Here is a 19,569-nt window from a genome sequence, read left to right on the forward strand (position 1 = left end):
CTACACCGGCGCGGCGAAGTTGAGCCGGAACTGTTGCGGCGTCACCCCCAGTCGGCGGTTGAACACGCTGCGCATGTGCTGGGCATCGCGAAACCCGCATTGATAGGCCACGGTCTTGAGCGGTGCGCGGCTGCTTTCGAGCATCACCCGCGCCGCATCCACCCGCGCCCGCTCGACGAACTCCGCCGGGGTGATCCGCGCTTCACGGGCGAACACCCGGGAGAAGTTGCGCGCACTCATATTGGCCGCGTTGGCCAGGTCCGCGATGGTCAGATCGCCGGTCAGGTTCGCCAGCACATACACCTGCACCAGCGCCACCGCCGAGGTGGTTTCGGCGTGGGGCGTGAGGAACGGGCTGAACTGCGACTGCCCGCCCGCACGCTGGGTGAACACCACCAGGCGCTTGGCCACGCTCAACGCCACTTCCGGCCCGTGATCCTGGGCCAGCAGGTACAGCGACAGGTCGATCCCCGCCGTGACCCCGGCCGAGGTGTAGAGGTTGCCGTCCTGCATATAGAGACGGTCGGCCTCGACCCGGGCGCTGGGGCACAACCGCACCAGGTCGGCGGCATCGCCCCAATGGGTGGTGACGGTTTTCCCGTCGAGCAGGCCGGCGCGGGCCAGTATGAAAGCGCCGTTGCAAATCGAACCGAAGCGCTGCGCCCGCGCCGCGGCCCCGCGCAGCCAATCATCGAAGTGCGCGCCGAAATCCTCGAAAGGCAACTGCGGCCCGCCGGCGACCAGAAGCAGGTCATAGGCTTGCAACGCTTCGCGGTAATGCCGATGGGCCTGCAACGACAGGCCGTTGGAACAGGCCATATTGCCGTGGTCCAGGCCGATCACGTCCAACTGGTACTGATCGTCGGGCGACAGGAAACGGTTCGCTTCGCAGAACACATCCAGCGGGCCGGTCACGTCCAGTGACTGGACGCCGGGGAAAATCAGAATGCCGACGGTCTTGCTCATGAACAGGCACACCTTTACCTAACCGGATAAACACAGAACCCTTGTGGGAGGGGGCAAACGCCCTTCCACCTTTGGATTTTCGCAGGCTTCAAGGGCGATATCGCCAGCTACACCCTAGCCGACTTTCACTTGGCACGATGTAGCAGCACATTGGCCGACATCGCACCCTCGCTGCGATAGCCCCTTCCCCGGCGCGCGACCAGACTGGCTGCCTCGGCGCCACCCCGGCGCTTTCTTGCGGAGAACGACCATGAGCACCAGCATCGCCGGCATCAAGATCCCGGACAGCGCCCTGGCCAGGGCCACCACCGACTACATCCGCGATATCGAATCCGACCTGCTCTACCACCACTCGCGCCGGGTGTTTCTGTTCGGTGCGTTGAGCGGTGAGCGCAAGCAACTGACCTATAACCCGGAGCTGCTCTACGTCGGCGCGATGTTCCATGACCTGGGCCTGGTCGAAGGCCATCGCAGCGACGACCAGCGTTTCGAAGTCGACGGTGCCAACGCGGCGGCGGACTTCCTCAAGCCGCATGGGCTGAGCGATGACGACATCGAACAGGTGTGGCTGTCCATCGCACTGCACACCACGCCGGGCGTGCCACAGCATCTGCGGCCGACCGTGGCGCTGGTCACCGCCGGCGTCGAGATGGACGTGCTGGGCATGGACTACGCCGCATTTACCCCCGTGCAGCGCGAAGCCGTGGTGCATGCACATCCACGCGGTGAAGGGTTCAAGGAATGCATCATCTGCGCGTTCGCCGACGGCTTGCGCCATCGCCCGCTGACCACGTTCGGCAACGTGAAGACCGATGTGCTGGTGGATCAGGAGCCGGGGTTCAAGCCGATGAACTTTGTCGAGGTGATTCGCCAGTCGCCGTGGACGGCCTGATCAACCTGGAATGCGGTCAAAATGTGGGAGGGGGCTTGCCCCCGATGGCGGTGGATCAGTCACAGCTTCAGTGACTGACACTCTGCTATCGGGGGCAAGCCCCCTTCCCACATTTGCACCGTGTCGGCCGTTAGACCGGCGCAGGCGCCCGACGCTTGTCCGGCTGCTGCCAGCCATCGGCTGGCCGCTTCTTCGATCGACAGGTCCAGCTCGCGCAAGCGCGCCGACACCACCACCGCCACATACGCCGCGCAGAACGTGGTGTGGGTGATCCAGATGTGGACGGCCTGATCAACCTGGAACGCGGTCAAAATGTGGGAGGGGGCTTGCCCCCGATGGCGGTGGATCAGTCACAGCTTCAGTGATTGACACTCTGCTATCGGGGGCAAGCCCCCTCCCACATTTGCACCGTGTCGGCCGTTAGACCGGCACAGGCGCCCGACGCTTGTCCGGCTGCTGCCAGCCATCGGCGGCCGCTTCTTCGATCGCTTGTTGGATCGCCTTCTTGCGCATCTCTTCGGCACGTCGGCTGAAGAACCACACCAGGAAAGTCACCAACGACACCGCCAGCAGAATCAGGCTGGCCACGGCGTTGATCTCCGGTTTGACCCCCAGGCGCACTGCCGAGAAGACTTCCATCGGCAACGTGGTCGAACCCGGGCCCGACACGAAGCTGGCGAGTACCAGGTCATCGAGGGACAGCGCGAAGGACATCATCCCACCCGCCGCCAACGACGGCGCGATCATCGGGATGGTGATCAGGAAGAACACCTTCCACGGCCGCGCGCCCAGGTCCATCGCCGCTTCTTCAATCGACAGGTCCAGCTCGCGCAAGCGCGCCGACACCACCACCGCCACATACGCCGCGCAGAACGTGGTGTGGGCGATCCAGATGGTGACGATGCCACGTTCCTGGGGCCAGCCGATCATCTGCGCCATCGCCACGAACAGCAGCAACAGCGACAGACCGGTGATCACCTCGGGCATGACCAACGGCGCGGTCACCAGGCCGCCGAACAGCGTGCGGCCCTTGAACTGGCTGATGCGCGTCAGCACGAACGCCGCCAATGTACCCAGCGCCACGGCCGCGACGGCCGTGTAGCAGGCGATTTCCAGGGAACGCGCCACCGAGCCCATCAACTGGGTGTTGTCCAGCAGGCCCACGTACCACTTGATCGACCAACCGCCCCACACCGTCACCAGCTTGGATTCGTTGAACGAGTAGATCACCAGGATCAGCATCGGCAGGTAGATGAACAACAACCCCGCCACCAGCATGAAGCTTGAGAAACTGACGCGCTTCATATCTTGCCCTCCATCTCTTTGGCTTGGCTGCGGTTGAACAGGATGATCGGCACGATCAGGATCGCCAGCATCACCACCGCCAGGGCAGAAGCCACCGGCCAGTCACGGTTGTTGAAGAATTCTTGCCACAACACTTTACCGATCATCAGGGTTTCCGGGCCGCCGAGCAGTTCCGGGATCACGAACTCGCCCACCACCGGGATGAAGACCAGCATGCAACCGGCGATGATGCCGTTCTTGGACAGCGGCACGGTGATCTTCCAGAAGCTGTTGAAGGTGCTCGAACCCAGGTCCGAGGCAGCTTCCAGCAGGCTCTGGTCATGTTTCACCAGGTTGGCGTACAGCGGCAGGATCATGAACGGCAGGTACGAATAGACCACGCCGATATACACCGCGATGTTGGTGTTGAGGATCTGCAGCGGCTCGTTGATCAGCCCGATGGACATCAGGAAGCTGTTGAGCAAGCCGTTGTTGCTGAGGATGCCCATCCACGCGTACACGCGGATCAGGATCGCGGTCCAGGTCGGCATCATGATCAGCAGCACGAGGACGGTCTGCATCTCTTTGCGCGCACTGGCAATCGCATAGGCCATCGGGTAGCCGATCACCAGGCACAGCAGGGTGCTGAAGAACGCCATCTTCAGCGAGCCCAGGTACGCGGCGATGTACAACTCATCGTCGCCGAGCATCGCGTAGTTGGCCAGGTTCAGCACCAGTTGCAGCTTCTGCTCAACGAAGGTGTAGATCTCGGTGTAAGGCGGGATCGCCACGTCGGCTTCGGCAAAGCTGATCTTCAGGACGATGAAGAACGGCAGCATGAAGAACAGGAACAGCCAGAGGAAAGGGATCCCGATGACCACATGCCGGCCACCGGGGGTTATTCGTTGCAGCTGGCGCTTGAATTTTTTCATGTTCATGAGCGAAGTACCACGCCGCTGTCGTCTTCCCACCACACGTACACCTGATCACCCCAGGTTGGGCGCTGGCCACGGCGTTCGGCGTTGGCGACGAAGGATTGCACGAGCTTGCCGCTCGGCAACTCGACGTAGAACACCGAGTGGCCGCCGAGGTAGGCGATGTCGTGGACCTTGCCGCTGGACCAGTTGTGCTCGCAGGTCGGCATTTGAGTGGTGACCAGCAGTTTTTCCGGGCGGATGGCGTAGGTCACCGACTTGTCTTCCACCGAAGTGGCGATGCCGTAGCCAACGTAGATGTCGCGGTCCAGGTCCGGGCACTTGAGCACTGCGTGGCCTTCAGCGTCGTCGACCACCTGGGTGTCGAAGATGTTGACGTTGCCGATGAACTCGCACACCAGGCGGCTGGTCGGCGTCTCGTAGATGTCGACCGGGCTGCCGATCTGCGCGATCCAGCCCAGGTGCATGATCGCGATGCGCTCGGCCATGGTCATGGCCTCTTCCTGGTCGTGGGTCACCATCACGCAGGTCACGCCGACGCGCTCGATGATTTCCACCAGTTCCAGCTGCATCTGCGAACGCAGTTTCTTGTCCAGCGCCCCCATCGGTTCATCGAGCAGCAGCAGTTTCGGGCGCTTGGCCAGGGAACGGGCCAGGGCCACACGCTGGCGCTGGCCACCGGACAACTGGTGTGGCTTGCGCTTGGCGTACTGGCTCATCTGCACCAGCTTGAGCATCTCGGCCACGCGGGCGTCGACTTCGGCCTTGGGGATCTTGTCCTGTTGCAGGCCAAACGCGATGTTCTGCGCCACGGTCATGTGCGGGAACAGCGCGTAGGACTGGAACATCATGTTGATCGGCCGCTCGTAGGGCGGCATGTCGGTGATGTCCACACCGTCGAGGTAGATGCGACCCTCGGTTGGGCGCTCGAAACCTGCGAGCATGCGCAACAAGGTGGATTTGCCCGAACCCGAACCGCCGAGCAAGGCGAAGATCTCGCCTTTCTTGATTTCCAGGGACACATCGTCCACGGCAATCGTCTCGTCGAACTTCTTCGTGACCCGGTCGATTTTGACCAGCACCTTTTTCGGTGTCTGGTCGCCCTCGAGGGCTTTCTTATAGGCGCCGGAGGCAACTGCCATTTACGAAACTCCCAAAAAAAAGAGTGCAGTTCGCCCGACGCGGGCGAACCCAGGATAGTTTGAGCCTTACTTGCCCGTCTTGACCTTGGTCCAGCTACGGGTCATTAAACGCTGCACTTTCGGGGGTAGCTCGAAGTTGACAAATGTCCGGTCGAGAACCGCCTGCGGTGGGTAAACCGCTTCGTCGGTGCGTATCGATTGCTCCATCAGCGCGTCCGCCCCTGGGTTAGGGTTGGCATAACCGACGTAATCACTGACCTGAGCGATAACCTCAGGTTGCAGTAAATAGTTGATGAAGGCGTGGGCTTCTTTAACGTTGGTCGCGTCCTTGGGGATCGCCAGCACGTCAAACCACAGGTTGCCGCCTTCTTTCGGAATCGCGTAGGCGATGTTCACGCCCTTGCCCGCCTCGGCTGCGCGGGCCTTGGCCTGGAACACATCGCCGGAGAACCCGGCCGCCACGCAGATGTTGCCGTTGGCCAGGTCGGAGATGTATTTGGAAGAATGGAAGTAGGTCACATAAGGCCGCACTTTCAGCAGTTTCGCTTCGGCCTTCTTGTAGTCTTCGGGGTTCTCGCTGTTGGGGTTCAGGCCCATGTAGTTGAGCACCGCCGGCAGCATTTCATCTGCCGAGTCCATGAAGGACACGCCGCACGTCGCGAGCTTCTTCATGTTTTCCGGCTCGAACAGCACGGCCCAGGAGTCGATCTTGTCGACGCCCAGCACTTCTTTGACTTTATCGACGTTGTAACCGATGCCGTTGGTGCCCCACAGGTACGGCACGGCGTATTGGTTGCCCGGGTCGTTCTTTTCCAGGCGCTTGAGCAGCGCCGGGTCGAGGTTGGCGTAGTGAGTCAGCAACGACTTGTCGAGCTTCTGGAACGCCCCGGCCTTGATCTGTTTGCCAAGGAAGTGATTGGACGGCACCACCACGTCGTAACCGGTACGTCCGGCCAGCAACTTGCCTTCCAGGGTTTCGTTGGAATCAAACACGTCATACACAGGCTTGATACCGGAGGCCTTTTCAAAGTTGGCCAGGGTGTCGGGGCCGATGTAGTCCGACCAGTTATAAACATGCACAGTCGATGCGGCCTGCACGCTGACAGCCAGCGTGATACCTGCACCTACCAGCAAGGCTTGGCGAAATAAAGAAAATGGCAAGTGGAGGTCCTCTTAAATAGTTGGGCCCAAAGTTGTTGCCCGGCAACAAAACCGGCGCGCAACTTACCCTCGATAAACCGATCCGGCAAAACTTTCTGTCATTTAATTACTGTACGGCTGCCGCTCTTTGTAGGAGCGAGCTTGCTCGCGAAGAACTCACAGGCAACGCGGGCGACCAGAGGCGCTGCGTTATCGTTGACGATTTTCGCGAGCAAGCTCGCTCCTACAGGTTTCCTCGCTTATTTGCCCGATTTGATTTTGGTCCAGCTACGGGTCATTTCACGCTGAGTCGCTGCCGGCAAGTCGGCAATGGCATACAGCTTGGCTTGCACGTCCGCTGGCGGGTAGATGCCTGGGTCGCTGGTGATGTCTTTGTCGACCAATGCGGTGGCTTTCTCGTTACCGTTCGGGAAACGCACGCTGTTGGTGATCGCAGCCATGACTTTCGGCTCGAGCAGGTAGTTCATGAACTTGTAGGCCGCTTCGACGTTTTCGGCATCTTTAGGGATGGCGACCATGTCATAGAAACTGCCGGCGCCTTCCTTCGGAATGTCATACGCCACTTTGACCTTGCCACCGGCTTCAGCCGCGCGGGATTTGGCCTGCTGGATGTCACCCGAGTAACCCACGGCTACGCAGATGTTGCCGTTGGCCAGGTCGGAGATGTACTTGGACGAGTGGAAGTAGCCGATCGAAGGACGGATCTTCAGGAACAGGTCTTCAGCTTGCTTGAGGTCGGCTTTCTTCTGGCTGTCGGTCGGCAGGCCCAGGTAATGCAGCGCGATCGGCAGCATTTCGGTTGGCGAATCGAGGAAGCTCACACCGCAGCTCTTGAGCTTGGCGATGTTTTCCGGCTTGAGCAGGATGTCCCACGAATCGATCTTGTCGACGCCCAGCGCGGCCTTGACCTTCTCCGGGTTGTAACCGATGCCGATCGAACCCCACATGTACGGGAAAGCGTGCTTGTTGTCCGGGTCGCTGACCGACACGGCCTTGAGCAGCGACGTGTTCAGGTTTTCGTAGTTGGACAGCTTGGACTTGTCCAGCTCCTGGTAGACGCCGGCCTTGATCTGCTTGGCGAGGAAGTTGTTCGACGGTACGACGATGTCGTAACCGGACTTGCCTGCCAGCAACTTGGCTTCAAGGGTCTCGTTGCTGTCGAATACGTCGTACACCACTTTGATGCCCGACTCTTTTTCAAAGTTGGCGATGGTGTCCGGAGCAATGTAGTCGGACCAGTTATAGACGTGCAGCACTTTATCGTCTGCCTGGGCCGCGCCCGCCATTGCGCCCATCAGGGACAACGCGAGGAGGGTCTTGCCAGCGTTCTTCAAACCTAATGCCTTCATTTGGTGATGCTCCAATTTTCTTTTTTGGGCCGCAGCATGCTTCATCGATACACAGCTGTTCGGCAGCCCGTCGAAGGGCAGCAAAACAGGACAACAGTCTGGCAACTTAGGGGGCCGGCTTTCAACTAACCCCCCACTTTTATAACTGCCCGAACGCAGCACCCGAGAGTCACTGCGTTCTGAGCCTAGCACTTAGCCCTGCAATGCCGCCAAAGTCAGGTCCAGGCAATGACGAGCCTTGGTCACCAGCTCGTCGATTTCGGTCTTGCTGATCACCAGCGGCGGCGAAATGATCATGGTGTCACCCACGGCGCGCATGATCAGGCCATTCTCGAAGCAGAAGGTTCGACAGATCATGCCAACACCGCGGCCTTCGTAACGCTTGCGCGTCGCTTTGTCCTGAACCAGTTCAATCGCACCGAGCATGCCGACACCACGCACTTCACCCACCAACGGATGATCAGCCAGCTCCCTCAGACGTTTCTGCAAATACGGTGCCGTTTCATCATGCACACGCTTAATAATTTGTTCATCGCGCATGATGCGGATGTTTTCCAGAGCGACCGCCGCAGCCACCGGGTGACCGGAGTAGGTGAAGCCGTGGTTGAAATCGCCGCCTTCATTCAGCACCGCCACCACCTCGTCGCGCACGATCAGGCCACCCATCGGGATGTAGCCCGAGGTCAGGCCCTTGGCGATGGTCATCATGTCCGGCTTGAGGTCGTAGAAATCGCTGCCGAACCACTCGCCGGTACGGCCGAAACCGCAGATCACCTCGTCGGCGACGAACAGGATGTCGTACTTGGCGAGGATTTCCTTGATGCGCGGCCAGTAGCTGTCCGGCGGCACGATCACGCCACCGGCGCCCTGGATCGGCTCGGCAATGAAGGCACCGACGTTGTCCACGCCCAGTTCCAGAATCTTCGCTTCCAGCTGGTTGGCGGCCCACACACCGAACTCTTCGGGGCTCATGTCGCCGCCTTCGCCAAACCAGTACGGCTGGGCGATGTGGACGATGCCCGGGATCGGCAAGTCGCCCTGCTCATGCATATAAGTCATGCCGCCGAGGCTGGCGCCGGCCACGGTGGAGCCGTGGTAGCCATTCTTGCGGCTGATGATGATTTTCTTGTTCGGCTGGCCCTTGATCGACCAATAGTGGCGGACCATGCGCAACATGGTGTCGTTGCCTTCGGAGCCGGAACCGGTGAAGAACACGTGGTTCATGCCGGCCGGTGCAACGTCGGAGATCGCCTTGGCCAGTTCCAGCACCGGCGGGTGGGCGGTCTGGAAGAACAGGTTGTAGTACGGCAGTTCTTTCATCTGCTTGGCGGCGGCGTCAGCCAGTTCATCGCGACCGTAACCGATCGCCACGCACCACAGGCCGGCCATGCCGTCGAGGATCTTGTTGCCTTCGCTGTCCCACAAGTAAACGCCGTGGGCTTTAGTAATGATCCGTGGGCCTTTCTCTTTCAACTGCTTGAAGTCGCTGAACGGCGCCAGGTGGTGATCACTGCTCAAGGCTTGCCATTCACGGGTTTGCGGGTTGTTGCTGGACATACCAATCTCCTAGACTTTTCAGTGGAGGGCGCGCCGTTCAACGGGCGCGCCCGGCGCATCAGACGGCGAAGAGCAGGAACTCCCGCTCCCACGAACTGATCACGCGCTTGAAGTTTTCATGCTCGGCCCGCTTGACCGCGACGTAGCCAGTGATGAATTTGTGACCCAGGTATTTCTCGATGGTCTTGCTGTTTTCCATACGTTCCAGGGCGTCTTCGATGGTCAACGGCAGGCGCAGGTTGCGCCGCTCGTAACCACGGCCGACGACCGGCGCGCTTGGGTTGTGCCCTTCGACCATGCCGATGTAGCCGCACAACAGGCTGGCGGCGATCGCCAGGTACGGGTTGGCGTCTGCGCCCGGCAGGCGGTTTTCCACGCGACGGTTCTGCGGGCCGGCATCCGGTACGCGCAGGCCGACGGTGCGGTTCTCTTCGCCCCACTCCACGTTCACCGGCGCCGAAGTGTCCGGCAGGAAGCGGCGGAACGAGTTCACGTTGGGGGCAAACAGCGGCAGCAATTCGGGGATGAATTTCTGCAGGCCGCCAATGTGGTTGAGGAACAGTTGGCTCATGGTCCCGTCTTCATTGGAGAAGACGTTCTTGCCGGTGGCGATGTCGATGATGCTCTGGTGCAGGTGCATCGCGCTGCCGGGCTCGCCGGTCATCGGCTTGGCCATGAAGGTGGCGGCCACGTCGTGCTTGAGCGCGGCTTCACGCATGGTGCGCTTGAACACCAGGATCTGGTCGGCCAGGGACAGCGCGTCGCCGTGACGGAAGTTGATTTCCATCTGCGCCGTGCCGTCCTCGTGGATCAGGGTGTCGAGGTCCAGCTCCTGCAGTTCGCACCAGTCGTAGACGTCCTCGAACAGCGGGTCGAATTCGTTGGCCGCTTCTATAGAGAACGACTGCCGACCGGTTTCCGGGCGCCCGGAACGGCCGATCGGCGGTTGCAGCGGGAAGTCCGGGTCTTCGCAGCGCTTGGTCAGGTAGAACTCCATCTCCGGCGCCACGATCGGCTGCCAGCCTTTGTCGGCGTAGAGCTTGAGGACTTTCTTGAGCACGTTGCGCGGCGACAGCTCGATCGGGTTGCCTTGCTTGTCGTAGGTGTCGTGGATCACCTGGGCGGTAGGCTCGATGGCCCACGGCACCAGGAACACCGCGTTCTGGTCGGGGCGGCAGATCATGTCGATGTCGGCCGGGTCGAGCAATTCGTAATAGATGTCGTCTTCGACATAGTCGCCGGTCACGGTCTGCAACAGAACGCTCTCGGGCAGGCGCATGCCTTTCTCGGCGATGAACTTGTTGGTCGGCGAGATCTTGCCCCGGGTGATACCGGTGAGGTCGCCAATCATGCATTCGACTTCTGTGATCTTGTGGTCTTTCAACCAATCGGTGAGCTGGTCGAGGTTGTTACTCATAAATGCCTCTGGGCTGGGTTTCCTGACGTTCATTAAAGGTCAGGCGTCGGTTGACGCATCGGCGTCGCTGGTTCATCAGAGTGGGAGCTTAACCGCCATTTGGGGTGCCGTTGCACTCCTAAAGCAAAAGGCTTGCCTCCCGTGCAGGATAATGAGCGGCAACCGCAAAAAAGGCAGGACCGGCGTCATGAAAAGGGCGAGTACAAGAAAATGAACGGGGCACGCGAACAGCGTCCTGGCCGTCAAGAATAATGGCCGGATCGAAGGGGCTTATCGGGGATGGAATCATCAATGGGAATGCGCGTTCGCAACATTCGACACGGATCTGAAAAGCATGCAGACCGACCTGTTTCGCGCAGGTGGTGATGCCGATTAACGGCAGGCCAGACATGAAGCACCCCGGTATTATTGCTGTTATGGGTTTGAATCGAGCTTAGCCTTGTTCATTTTTTTACACAACACCCCCGTAAAAAATACAACACGGCCCGCTCAAGCCTGCTAGTCCCAAGCCGGGCAACCGAGCAAAACCGCCCCAAAAAGCCCCAAAAAAGCCCTCATGGCGCTTTTTTGGGGCAAAAAAGGCCTCGCTTGACTTCGGCATGCCGTTCGGGTTGACTGAAACCTGAAAAGATCAATGATTGATATTTTTAACAACAAAGGTGTTGCATCATGTCGGTACCCCCGCGTGCCGTTCAGCTTAACGAAGCGAACGCGTTCCTTAAGGATCATCCTGAGGTTCTGTACGTAGACCTTCTAATTGCGGATATGAATGGTGTGGTGCGCGGTAAGCGCATCGAACGCACCAGCCTCCACAAGGTTTACGAGAAAGGCATTAACTTGCCTGCCTCTTTATTTGCCCTGGATATCAACGGCTCAACGGTGGAAAGCACCGGCCTGGGTCTGGACATCGGTGATGCTGACCGAATCTGCTATCCAATCCCCGACACCCTGTGCAATGAACCTTGGCAAAAGCGCCCGACCGCGCAACTGCTGATGACCATGCACGAAATTGAAGGTGAACCTTTCTTCGCCGATCCGCGCGAAGTACTGCGTCAGGTTGTAAGCAAATTCGACGACCTCGGTCTGACTATCTGCGCTGCCTTCGAGCTTGAGTTCTACCTGATCGACCAGGAGAACGTGAACGGCCGCCCACAACCGCCCCGCTCGCCGATCTCCGGCAAACGCCCGCACTCGACACAGGTCTACCTGATCGACGACCTCGACGAATATGTCGACTGCCTCCAGGACATCCTGGAAGGTGCCAAAGAGCAAGGCATCCCGGCTGATGCCATCGTCAAGGAAAGTGCCCCGGCGCAGTTCGAAGTGAACCTGCACCACGTGGCCGACCCGATCAAGGCCTGCGACTACGCGGTACTGCTCAAGCGCCTGATCAAGAACATCGCCTACGACCATGAGATGGACACCACCTTCATGGCCAAGCCTTACCCAGGCCAGGCAGGCAACGGTTTGCACGTACACATTTCGATCCTGGACAAGGACGGCAAGAACATCTTTGCCAGCGAGGATCCCGAGCAGAACGCCGCATTGCGTCACGCGATCGGCGGTGTGCTGGAGACCCTACCCGCCCAAATGGCGTTCCTGTGCCCCAACGTCAACTCCTACCGTCGTTTCGGCGCACAGTTCTACGTGCCGAACTCGCCGTGCTGGGGCCTGGACAACCGCACCGTGGCGATCCGCGTGCCGACCGGCGCGGCCGACTCCGTGCGTATCGAACACCGCGTGGCCGGTGCCGATGCCAACCCCTACCTGCTGATGGCTTCGGTCCTGGCGGGCGTACACCACGGCCTGACCAACAAGATCGAACCGGGCGCGCCAGTGGAAGGCAACAGCTACGAGCAGAACGAACAAAGCCTGCCGAACAACCTGCGCGATGCCCTGCGCGAGTTGGACGACAGCGAGGTGATGGCCAAGTACATCGATCCTAAATACATCGATATCTTCGTCGCCTGTAAGGAAAGTGAGCTGGAAGAGTTCGAACACTCCATCTCCGACCTTGAGTACAACTGGTACCTGCATACCGTGTAAGCGCTGGTTGCACTGAAAAAACGTCGCAGGCCTTTGGTCTGTGGCGTTTTTTTATGGGTTGCTTTTGGTAGACCGAGTTGGCCGCCATCGGGAGCAAGCTCCCTCCCACATTTGAACGAGTTTTCCTGAAGAAACCGGTTCGAGTGTGAGAGGGAGCTTGCTCCCGATGGCGGCCTGGCAGACAACACCGGCTCCTGCTCATACAATGCCCGCTGCCTTGTAGGAGACTTCCATGACCACCCGCCCCGCCGCCCCTCGCAAACCCCGCGCCCGCAGCCAGGCCCGGATCGACGCGATCCTCGACGCCGCCCGCACGTTGCTGGCGTCCGAAGGCGTGGCCGGTTTGTCGATCTACAGCGTGGCCGAGCGCGCACAGATTCCGCCGTCGTCGGTGTACCACTTTTTCGCCAGCGTGCCGGCGCTGCTGGAAGCGTTGACCGCTGACGTCCATGCGGCATTCCGCGCCGCAATCCAGGCGCCCATCGCGCATGATTCACTCAAGTATTGGCGCGACCTGTCTTACATCGTCGAACAGCGCATGCTCACCATCTACAGCAACGACGCCGCCGCCCGCCAGCTGATCCTGACCCAGCACGGGCTGACCGAAGTGAATCAGGCCGACCGCCAGCACGATCTGGAGTTGGGTGACTTGATGCTGGCCGTGTTCAACCGGCATTTCGAAGTGCCGACCCTGCCCACAGATGTGGACGTGTTCGCGCTGGCGCTGGAATTGAGTGATCGCGTGTATGCGCGTTCGGTGCATCAGCATGGGCTGATCACGCCGCGCATGGCTGAGGAAGGCATGCGCGTGTTCGATGCATATGTGGGGCTTTATCTGCCGGCGTATTTGCCCAAGCGGGGCGTCACTGTCTGATGGATGTGTTGTCTGGCAGGGCCTCATCGGGAGCAAGCTCCCTCCCACATGTGACCGAGTTTTCCTGAAGAAACCGGTTCGAATGTGGGAGGGAGCTTGCTCCCACATGTGATCGAGTTTTCCTGAAGAAACCGGTTCGAATGTGGGAGGGAGCTTGCTTCCACATGTGACCGAGTTTTCCTGAAGAAACCGGTTCGAATGTGGGAGGGAGCTTGCTCCCGATAGCGCCAGTGATCACAACTTGGCGATCGACACCTCGGTGGATTTGACGAAGGCAATCACCTCGCTGCCGATCACCAGCTCCAACTCCTTGACCGAACGGGTGGTGATCACCGACGTCACGATCCCGGACGCGGTCTGCACGTCGATTTCCGAGAGCACGTCGCCTTCGACGATTTCCTTGACGGTGCCTTTGAACTGGTTACGCACGTTGATGGCTTTGATAGTCATGTCGTTTTTCCTTCATGGGACAAGTGAGTTATTGCGCCCACCGCAATTGCGTAGGCAACGGTGAAACGGGTTCGGGTTCCGGCGGGGTGCCGGGCAGCGACAGCACACGGTTGAGCACCTGCGCTTCGAGCGCGGCCAGGCGATGCGAGCCTCGGGCGCGTGGACGCGGCAGGTCGACAATCAGGTCGAGGCCGATTTCGCCGTCTTCGATCAGGATCACCCGGTCGGCAATGGCCACGGCTTCGCTGACGTCGTGGGTTACCAGCAACACGGTGAAACCATGCTTCTGCCAGAGGCTTTCGATCAGTTGCTGCATCTCGATGCGGGTCAACGCATCCAGCGCGCCCAACGGCTCATCGAGCAACAACAGACGCGGCTGATGAATCAACGCACGCGCCAGGGCCACACGTTGCTTCTGGCCACCGGATAAGGCCGCCGGCCACTCATTCGCACGCTCGGCCAGGCCGACCGCTTCGAGCGCTTCCAGTGCCTTGGGACGCCAGTTGCCCTTGAGGCCGAGGCCGACGTTGTCGATGATCTTTTTCCACGGCAGCAGACGCGCTTCCTGGAACATCAACCGCGTGTCTTCGATCGCCGCGCCAAGCGGCGCGGAGCCGGCCAGCAGCTCACCGCTGCTGGCCTTGTCGAGGCCGGCGAGCAGGCGCAGCAAGGTACTTTTACCGCAGCCACTGCGGCCGACCACGGCAACGAACTGGCCCGCCGGAATATGCAGGTCGATGCCCTTGAGCACTTCCCGCGCGCCAAAGGCCTTGCGCAATTTGCGCACCGCCAGGGGAATCCCCTTCAGCAGGCGCGGAGGTTGTTGAGCGGTCATGCCGCACCTCCTTTATTCACTTGATAAGCCGGATGCCAGCGCAGCCACACACGCTCCAGGCCGCGCGCTGCGAGGTCGGCCAGCTTGCCGAGAATCGCGTACATGACGATGGCCAGCACCACCACGTCGGTTTGCAGGAATTCACGGGCGTTCATCGCCAGGTAACCGATACCGGAACTGGCCGAAATGGTTTCCGCCACGATCAGCGTCAGCCACATAAAGCCCAGGGCAAAACGCACGCCCACCAGGATCGACGGCAGCGCGCCCGGCAGGATCACCTGGCGGAACAGGCTGAAGCCGGACAAGCCGTAGCTGCGGGCCATTTCCACCAGCGCCGGGTCGACGTTGCGGATGCCGTGGTAGGTGTTGAGGTAGATCGGGAACAGCGTGCCGAGGGCGACCAGGAAAATCTTCGCGGTCTCGTCAATGCCGAACCACAGGATCACCAGCGGGATCAACGCCAGGTGCGGCACGTTGCGGATCATCTGCACCGAGCTGTCCAGCAGGCGCTCGCCCCACGTCGACAGGCCGGTGATAAAGCCCAGGGCCAGACCGATGCTGCCACCGATCACAAAACCCAGGCCCGCGCGCCAGCCGCTGATGGCCAGGTGCGTCCAGATTTCACCGCTGCGTACCAGGTTGACCCCGGCCTCGATCACCGCGCTCGGCGCCGGCAGAATCCGCGTCGACAACCACCCCGCCGACACCGACAACTGCCACACCGCCAACAGCAACACCGGCAGCACCCAAGGCGCCACGCGATGGCTCAGTTTTTCCACATTCATGGCGCCACCTCAGCTCTGTGACGCCGCTTTGGGAAGGATGTCGTTGGCGACCATCTCGCCGAACGGGCTCACGTAGCCGGCACTTTTCGGCAACTCGGGGCGTTCGATATCCAGGTGCGGGAACAGCAACTCGGCGACGCGATACGATTCTTCCAGGTGTGGATAACCGGAGAAGATAAAGGTGTCGATGCCCAGCGCCGCGTATTCCTTGACCCGCGCCGCAACCGTCGGGCCATCGCCCACCAGCGCGGTGCCGGCCCCGCCGCGCACCAGGCCGACGCCGGCCCACAGGTTGGGGCTGACTTCGAGGTTGTCGCGGCTGCCGCCATGCAAGGCCGCCATGCGCTGCTGGCCGACCGAATCAAAGCGCGCCAGCGAGGCCTGGGCGCGGGCGATGGTGTCGTCGTCCAGGTGCGAGATCAGTTTGTCGGCGGCTTTCCAGGCTTCATCGTTGGTTTCGCGCACGATCACATGCAGACGAATACCGAAGCGCACCGTGCGCCCGAGTTTCGCGGCCTTGGCCCGCACCTGTTCGATTTTTTCCGCAACCGCGGCCGGTGGCTCGCCCCAGGTCAGCACCATGTCCACCTGTTCGGCCGCCAGGTCCTGCGCGGCTTCGGAAGAGCCGCCGAAGTACAGCGGCGGACGCGGTTGCTGGATCGGCGGGTAAAGCAGTTTGGCGCCTTTGACGCTGATGTGTTCGCCGTCGTAATCCACGGTTTCGCCTTCCAGCACACGACGCCAGATGCGGGTGAACTCCACCGAGGCCTGGTAGCGTTCTTCGTGGCTGAGGAACAGACCGTCGCCGGCCAATTCTTCCGGGTCACCGCCGGTCACCAGGTTGAACAGCGCACGGCCGCCGGACAGGCGATCGAGGGTCGCGGCCTGACGCGCGGCCACCGTCGGCGAAATGATCCCGGGGCGCAGCGCGACCAGGAACTTCAGACGCTGGGTCACCGGGATCAGCGAAGCGGCCACCAGCCACGAGTCTTCGCAGGAACGCCCGGTGGGGATCAGCACCCCGCCGAAGCCAAGGCGGTCGGCCGCCTGGGCCACTTGCTGCAGATAACCGTGGTCGACGGCGCGAGCGCCTTCGGCGGTGCCAAGGTAATGACCGTCGCCGTGGGTAGGCAGGAACCAGAAAATAGTGAGGCTCATGGAGTTGTCTCCTGAAGAAGTCGGATTACGGCGCGTTGGCCACGGCGGCAGGTGGCGTCCAGATCACGTCCTTGATGCTCAAGGGTTTGGGGATCAATTTGAGTTGGTAGAAGCTGTCGGCAATCTTCTGCTGCGCGGCGACCACCGCCGGGGTCAGGAACAACGCGCCATAGCCCTGGCGTTTCACCGAGGTCAGGGTGATGTCAGCCGGCAGGCCGAGCAGCGGCGCGACCTGTTCGGTGACTTGCTGCGGGTTGGCCTTGGACCACTCGCCCACCGCGCGCACTTCTTCCACCAGCGCCTTGATCACTTCGGGGTGTTTTTCGGCGTAGGGCCTGGTGGCCAGGTAGAACTGGTGGTTGTCGGCAATCCCGCTGCCGTCACGCAAGGTGCGGGCTTGCAGTTGTTTCTCGGCGGCGGCCTGGTACGGGTCCCAGATGACCCAGGCGTCTACGCTGCCACGCTCGAACGCGGCACGCGCATCGGCGGGCGGCAGGAACACGGTCTGCACATCGGTGTATTTCAGGCCGGCATCTTCCAGGGCCCGCACCAGCAGGTAGTGAACGTTGGAGCCCTTGTTGAGCACGACTTTCTTGCCCTTGAGCTCGGCCACCGATTTGATCGGCGAGTCTTTCGGCACCAGGATCGCTTCACTGGTCGGCGCCGGCGGTTCGTAGGCCACGTAGAGCAGATCGGCACCGGCGGCCTGGGCGAATACCGGCGGGGTTTCGCCAGTGACGCCGAAGTCGATCGAGCCGACATTCAGGCCTTCGAGCAATTGCGGGCCGCCCGGGAACTCGGTCCACTGCACCTGCACACCGTCGGCGGCCAGGCGCTTTTCCAGGGTGCCCTTGGCCTTGAGCAGCACCAGGGTGCCGTATTTCTGATAGCCGATCCGCAGAGTTTCGGCAGCGTGGGCTTGAACAATGGCGCCGAAGGACACAGCCGCAGCAAACAGTGCGACCAGACCACGACGCAAGATGACAGTGAGCATGGCGCTCTCTCCAAAAATGCGATTGGGGGGTTGGCTGCACCTGCTTGGCCGTTGGCGGCTGAGTAAGGTGAGTACTTCGTGAATCGGTAAGGCTTAAATGCTCCAGCGAGCACTCAACAAACGTTCATTCAACACATGCGGGTCCAGCGGTTTCGGGCGACGGGCCATGGCGGCGTAGAAAGTTTCCAGAGCCTCGCTCAAGCGTTGTTCGAGGACCGGCACCAGTTGCGCCAGGGCACTGCCCTCGCCGTAAGCGATCTGGCTGTCTTCGGCAAAGATCCCGTGGAGCAATTCCTGGGCTTTGAGCGCCGACAGCACCGGCTTCAATGCGTAGTCCACCGCCAGCATGTGGGCGATGCTGCCGCCGGTGGCGATGGGCAATACCACCTTGTGGGCCAGGGCGCGTTCGGGCAGCAGGTCGAGCACGGTTTTCAGCGCGCCCGAGAACGAGGCCTTGTACACCGGCGTGGCGATCACCAGGCCGTCGGCATTGGCCACTTGTTGCAACAAGTCGATGACTTTGGGGCTGTCGAAGCGCGCATGCAGCAAGTCTTCGGCCGGGAAGTCCCGTATCTGATAACTCACCACTTCCACGCCCTGCTGTTGCAGCCACTGACGGGTTTTATCCAGCAAGACCCCGGAGCGGGAACGCTGACTGGGACTGCCTCCAAGTGTTACGACCAGCATGTAGGAAATTCCTTTAGCAAGTGTCGGCGGTTCGCTGTGTGGCGATGGCGCCAAGATGGAACAGACCATATCAGCAGATTTATATATCCATAAATCTTATTTTTTCATTTGTTTATTCCTTAAAAGAATAAACCATCCATCAATCGCCAGGCGAAAAAAAAGGCCGTCGAAACGGCCTCAAAACCCCTGCCATGTGAGTACACAGCGTCTATCTGTAGGAGCGAGCCTGCTCGCGAAAACCGTCAACGATGACGCAGGCTTTCTGGATGTCCGCAGTAACCGCGCATGCTTCGCGAGCAAGCTCGCTCCTACAGGTAATTCAGCGATTGGGTTGCGGTGTCAGCCGCAGATACGGCTTCACCGCCCGATACCCTTTGGGAAAGCGTTTCTTGATTTCTTCCTCGTCCTTGAGCGACGGCACGATCACCACTTCATCGCCGTCCTGCCAGTTGGCGGGCGTGGCGACTTTGTAGTTGTCGGTCAGTTGCAACGAGTCGATGACCCGCAGGATTTCGTGGAAGTTGCGCCCGGTGCTGGCTGGGTAGGTGATCGTCAGGCGGATTTTCTTGTGCGGGTCGATCACGAACAAGGAACGCACGGTGAGGGTGTCACTGGCGTTCGGATGGATCAGGTCGTAGAGGTCCGAGACCTTGCGGTCGGCGTCGGCCAAGATCGGGAAGTTGACGAGCGTGTTCTGGGTTTCGTTGATGTCTTCGATCCACTTGAGGTGCGAGTCCACCGGGTCTACCGACAGGGCGATGGCCTTGACGCCACGCTTGGCGAATTCGTCCTTGAGCTTGGCGGTGAAGCCCAGCTCGGTGGTGCATACCGGCGTGAAGTCCGCCGGGTGGGAAAACAGCACACCCCAGCTGTCGCCCAGCCACTCGTGGAAACGAATCTTGCCGGCGCTGGAATCCTGTTCGAAGTCGGGGGCGATGTCGCCCAGTCTTAGGCTCATGGTGTGGCTCCTGATGAGTGCTTATGGAGCCCACTGTGCATGGATTACGGATTATTTAAAAAGAATAAATATCGATTTA

The 19,569-nt window shown here is 60.5% G+C and carries 19 protein-coding genes and 1 pseudogene; 3 read left to right on the forward strand and 17 right to left on the reverse strand.

All coding sequences use genetic code 11. The features are described 5' to 3' along the window. Nucleotides 1–966 (reverse strand): GlxA family transcriptional regulator, encoded by a 966-nt coding sequence (locus tag ACP7E3_RS01430; protein WP_201021631.1) that lies wholly within the window; start codon nucleotides 964–966, stop codon nucleotides 1–3. A gap of 250 nt (nucleotides 967–1,216) precedes the next feature. Between ACP7E3_RS01430 and ACP7E3_RS01435 the strand changes: the two genes are divergently transcribed. Next, nucleotides 1,217–1,858, forward strand: a complete 642-nt coding sequence (locus tag ACP7E3_RS01435) for an HD domain-containing protein (protein WP_057003980.1) — start codon at nucleotides 1,217–1,219, stop codon at nucleotides 1,856–1,858. Nucleotides 1,859–2,040: 182 nt separating this feature from the next. On the opposite strand, the pseudogene ACP7E3_RS01440 reads toward ACP7E3_RS01435, so the two are convergent. The 9 genes and pseudogenes from ACP7E3_RS01440 to ACP7E3_RS01480 all read right to left on the reverse strand — a co-directional run. Beyond that, a pseudogene (locus ACP7E3_RS01440) lies at nucleotides 2,041–2,142 on the reverse strand (putrescine ABC transporter permease PotI); the annotation flags it as partial. A gap of 136 nt (nucleotides 2,143–2,278) precedes the next feature. After that, nucleotides 2,279–3,163, reverse strand: a complete 885-nt coding sequence (locus tag ACP7E3_RS01445) for an ABC transporter permease subunit (RefSeq protein ID WP_426122125.1) — start codon at nucleotides 3,161–3,163, stop codon at nucleotides 2,279–2,281. Beyond that, complete coding sequence (locus ACP7E3_RS01450) at nucleotides 3,160–4,080, reverse strand: ABC transporter permease subunit (protein WP_046381716.1); 921 nt, start codon at nucleotides 4,078–4,080, stop codon at nucleotides 3,160–3,162. Before ACP7E3_RS01450 ends, ACP7E3_RS01445 begins: the two co-directional genes overlap by 4 nt. Beyond that, nucleotides 4,077–5,219, reverse strand: coding sequence for an ABC transporter ATP-binding protein (locus tag ACP7E3_RS01455; protein WP_017845078.1), 1,143 nt, complete (start codon nucleotides 5,217–5,219; stop codon nucleotides 4,077–4,079). The genes ACP7E3_RS01450 and ACP7E3_RS01455 overlap by 4 nt, the downstream gene beginning before the upstream one ends. A 66-nt stretch (nucleotides 5,220–5,285) precedes the next feature. Then, the gene (locus ACP7E3_RS01460) at nucleotides 5,286–6,380 is read right to left on the reverse strand and encodes a polyamine ABC transporter substrate-binding protein (protein WP_017845079.1); all 1,095 of its coding nucleotides are present in this window, start codon (nucleotides 6,378–6,380) and stop codon (nucleotides 5,286–5,288) included. Between the two features lie 239 nt (nucleotides 6,381–6,619). Further along, nucleotides 6,620–7,714, reverse strand: a complete 1,095-nt coding sequence (locus tag ACP7E3_RS01465) for a polyamine ABC transporter substrate-binding protein (RefSeq protein WP_046385153.1) — start codon at nucleotides 7,712–7,714, stop codon at nucleotides 6,620–6,622. Nucleotides 7,715–7,921: 207 nt separating this feature from the next. After that, a complete protein-coding gene (locus ACP7E3_RS01470; protein WP_261754617.1) occupies nucleotides 7,922–9,286 on the reverse strand; it encodes an aspartate aminotransferase family protein in 1,365 nt (454 codons plus the stop codon). Nucleotides 9,287–9,344: 58 nt separating this feature from the next. Further along, complete coding sequence (locus ACP7E3_RS01475) at nucleotides 9,345–10,703, reverse strand: glutamine synthetase family protein (RefSeq protein ID WP_017845082.1); 1,359 nt, start codon at nucleotides 10,701–10,703, stop codon at nucleotides 9,345–9,347. A gap of 118 nt (nucleotides 10,704–10,821) precedes the next feature. After that, nucleotides 10,822–11,094, reverse strand: a complete 273-nt coding sequence (locus ACP7E3_RS01480; RefSeq protein ID WP_128192375.1) for a glutamine amidotransferase — start codon at nucleotides 11,092–11,094, stop codon at nucleotides 10,822–10,824. Between the two features lie 278 nt (nucleotides 11,095–11,372). Between ACP7E3_RS01480 and ACP7E3_RS01485 the strand changes: the two genes are divergently transcribed. Together ACP7E3_RS01485 and ACP7E3_RS01490 are read left to right on the forward strand one after the other, a co-directional pair. Then, complete coding sequence (locus tag ACP7E3_RS01485; RefSeq protein WP_026139798.1) at nucleotides 11,373–12,749, forward strand: glutamine synthetase family protein; 1,377 nt, start codon at nucleotides 11,373–11,375, stop codon at nucleotides 12,747–12,749. A 232-nt stretch (nucleotides 12,750–12,981) separates the two neighbouring features. Beyond that, on the forward strand, nucleotides 12,982–13,623 hold the full coding sequence (locus tag ACP7E3_RS01490) for a TetR/AcrR family transcriptional regulator (protein WP_079444895.1): 642 nt from the start codon (nucleotides 12,982–12,984) through the stop codon (nucleotides 13,621–13,623). A 234-nt stretch (nucleotides 13,624–13,857) separates the two neighbouring features. Here the strand turns inward: ACP7E3_RS01490 and ACP7E3_RS01495 are convergent, their stop codons facing one another. From ACP7E3_RS01495 to ACP7E3_RS01525, 7 genes are all read right to left on the reverse strand, one after another. Further along, nucleotides 13,858–14,073, reverse strand: a complete 216-nt coding sequence (locus tag ACP7E3_RS01495) for a TOBE domain-containing protein (RefSeq protein ID WP_017845085.1) — start codon at nucleotides 14,071–14,073, stop codon at nucleotides 13,858–13,860. 28 nt (nucleotides 14,074–14,101) lie between these two features. Further along, nucleotides 14,102–14,908 (reverse strand): aliphatic sulfonates ABC transporter ATP-binding protein, encoded by an 807-nt coding sequence (ssuB, locus tag ACP7E3_RS01500; RefSeq protein WP_046381714.1) that lies wholly within the window; start codon nucleotides 14,906–14,908, stop codon nucleotides 14,102–14,104. Then, entirely contained in the window at nucleotides 14,905–15,693 is a 789-nt protein-coding gene (gene ssuC / locus ACP7E3_RS01505; RefSeq protein ID WP_046381713.1) for an aliphatic sulfonate ABC transporter permease SsuC, read from the reverse strand. Before ssuC ends, ssuB begins: the two co-directional genes overlap by 4 nt. A gap of 9 nt (nucleotides 15,694–15,702) precedes the next feature. Further along, a complete protein-coding gene (ssuD, locus tag ACP7E3_RS01510; RefSeq protein ID WP_057003983.1) occupies nucleotides 15,703–16,851 on the reverse strand; it encodes an FMNH2-dependent alkanesulfonate monooxygenase in 1,149 nt (382 codons plus the stop codon). Between the two features lie 25 nt (nucleotides 16,852–16,876). Beyond that, complete coding sequence (locus ACP7E3_RS01515; RefSeq protein ID WP_046381711.1) at nucleotides 16,877–17,845, reverse strand: sulfonate ABC transporter substrate-binding protein; 969 nt, start codon at nucleotides 17,843–17,845, stop codon at nucleotides 16,877–16,879. Between the two features lie 93 nt (nucleotides 17,846–17,938). Beyond that, entirely contained in the window at nucleotides 17,939–18,532 is a 594-nt protein-coding gene (gene ssuE, locus ACP7E3_RS01520; RefSeq protein WP_426122126.1) for an NADPH-dependent FMN reductase, read from the reverse strand. Nucleotides 18,533–18,851: 319 nt separating this feature from the next. Further along, nucleotides 18,852–19,490, reverse strand: a complete 639-nt coding sequence (locus ACP7E3_RS01525; RefSeq protein ID WP_017845091.1) for a peroxiredoxin — start codon at nucleotides 19,488–19,490, stop codon at nucleotides 18,852–18,854. Nucleotides 19,491–19,569: the final 79 nt, after the last annotated feature.

Origin of the sequence: Pseudomonas sp. PSPC2-3, from assembly GCF_049898265.1 — a bacterium.
Taxonomy (GTDB): domain Bacteria; phylum Pseudomonadota; class Gammaproteobacteria; order Pseudomonadales; family Pseudomonadaceae; genus Aquipseudomonas; species Aquipseudomonas veronii.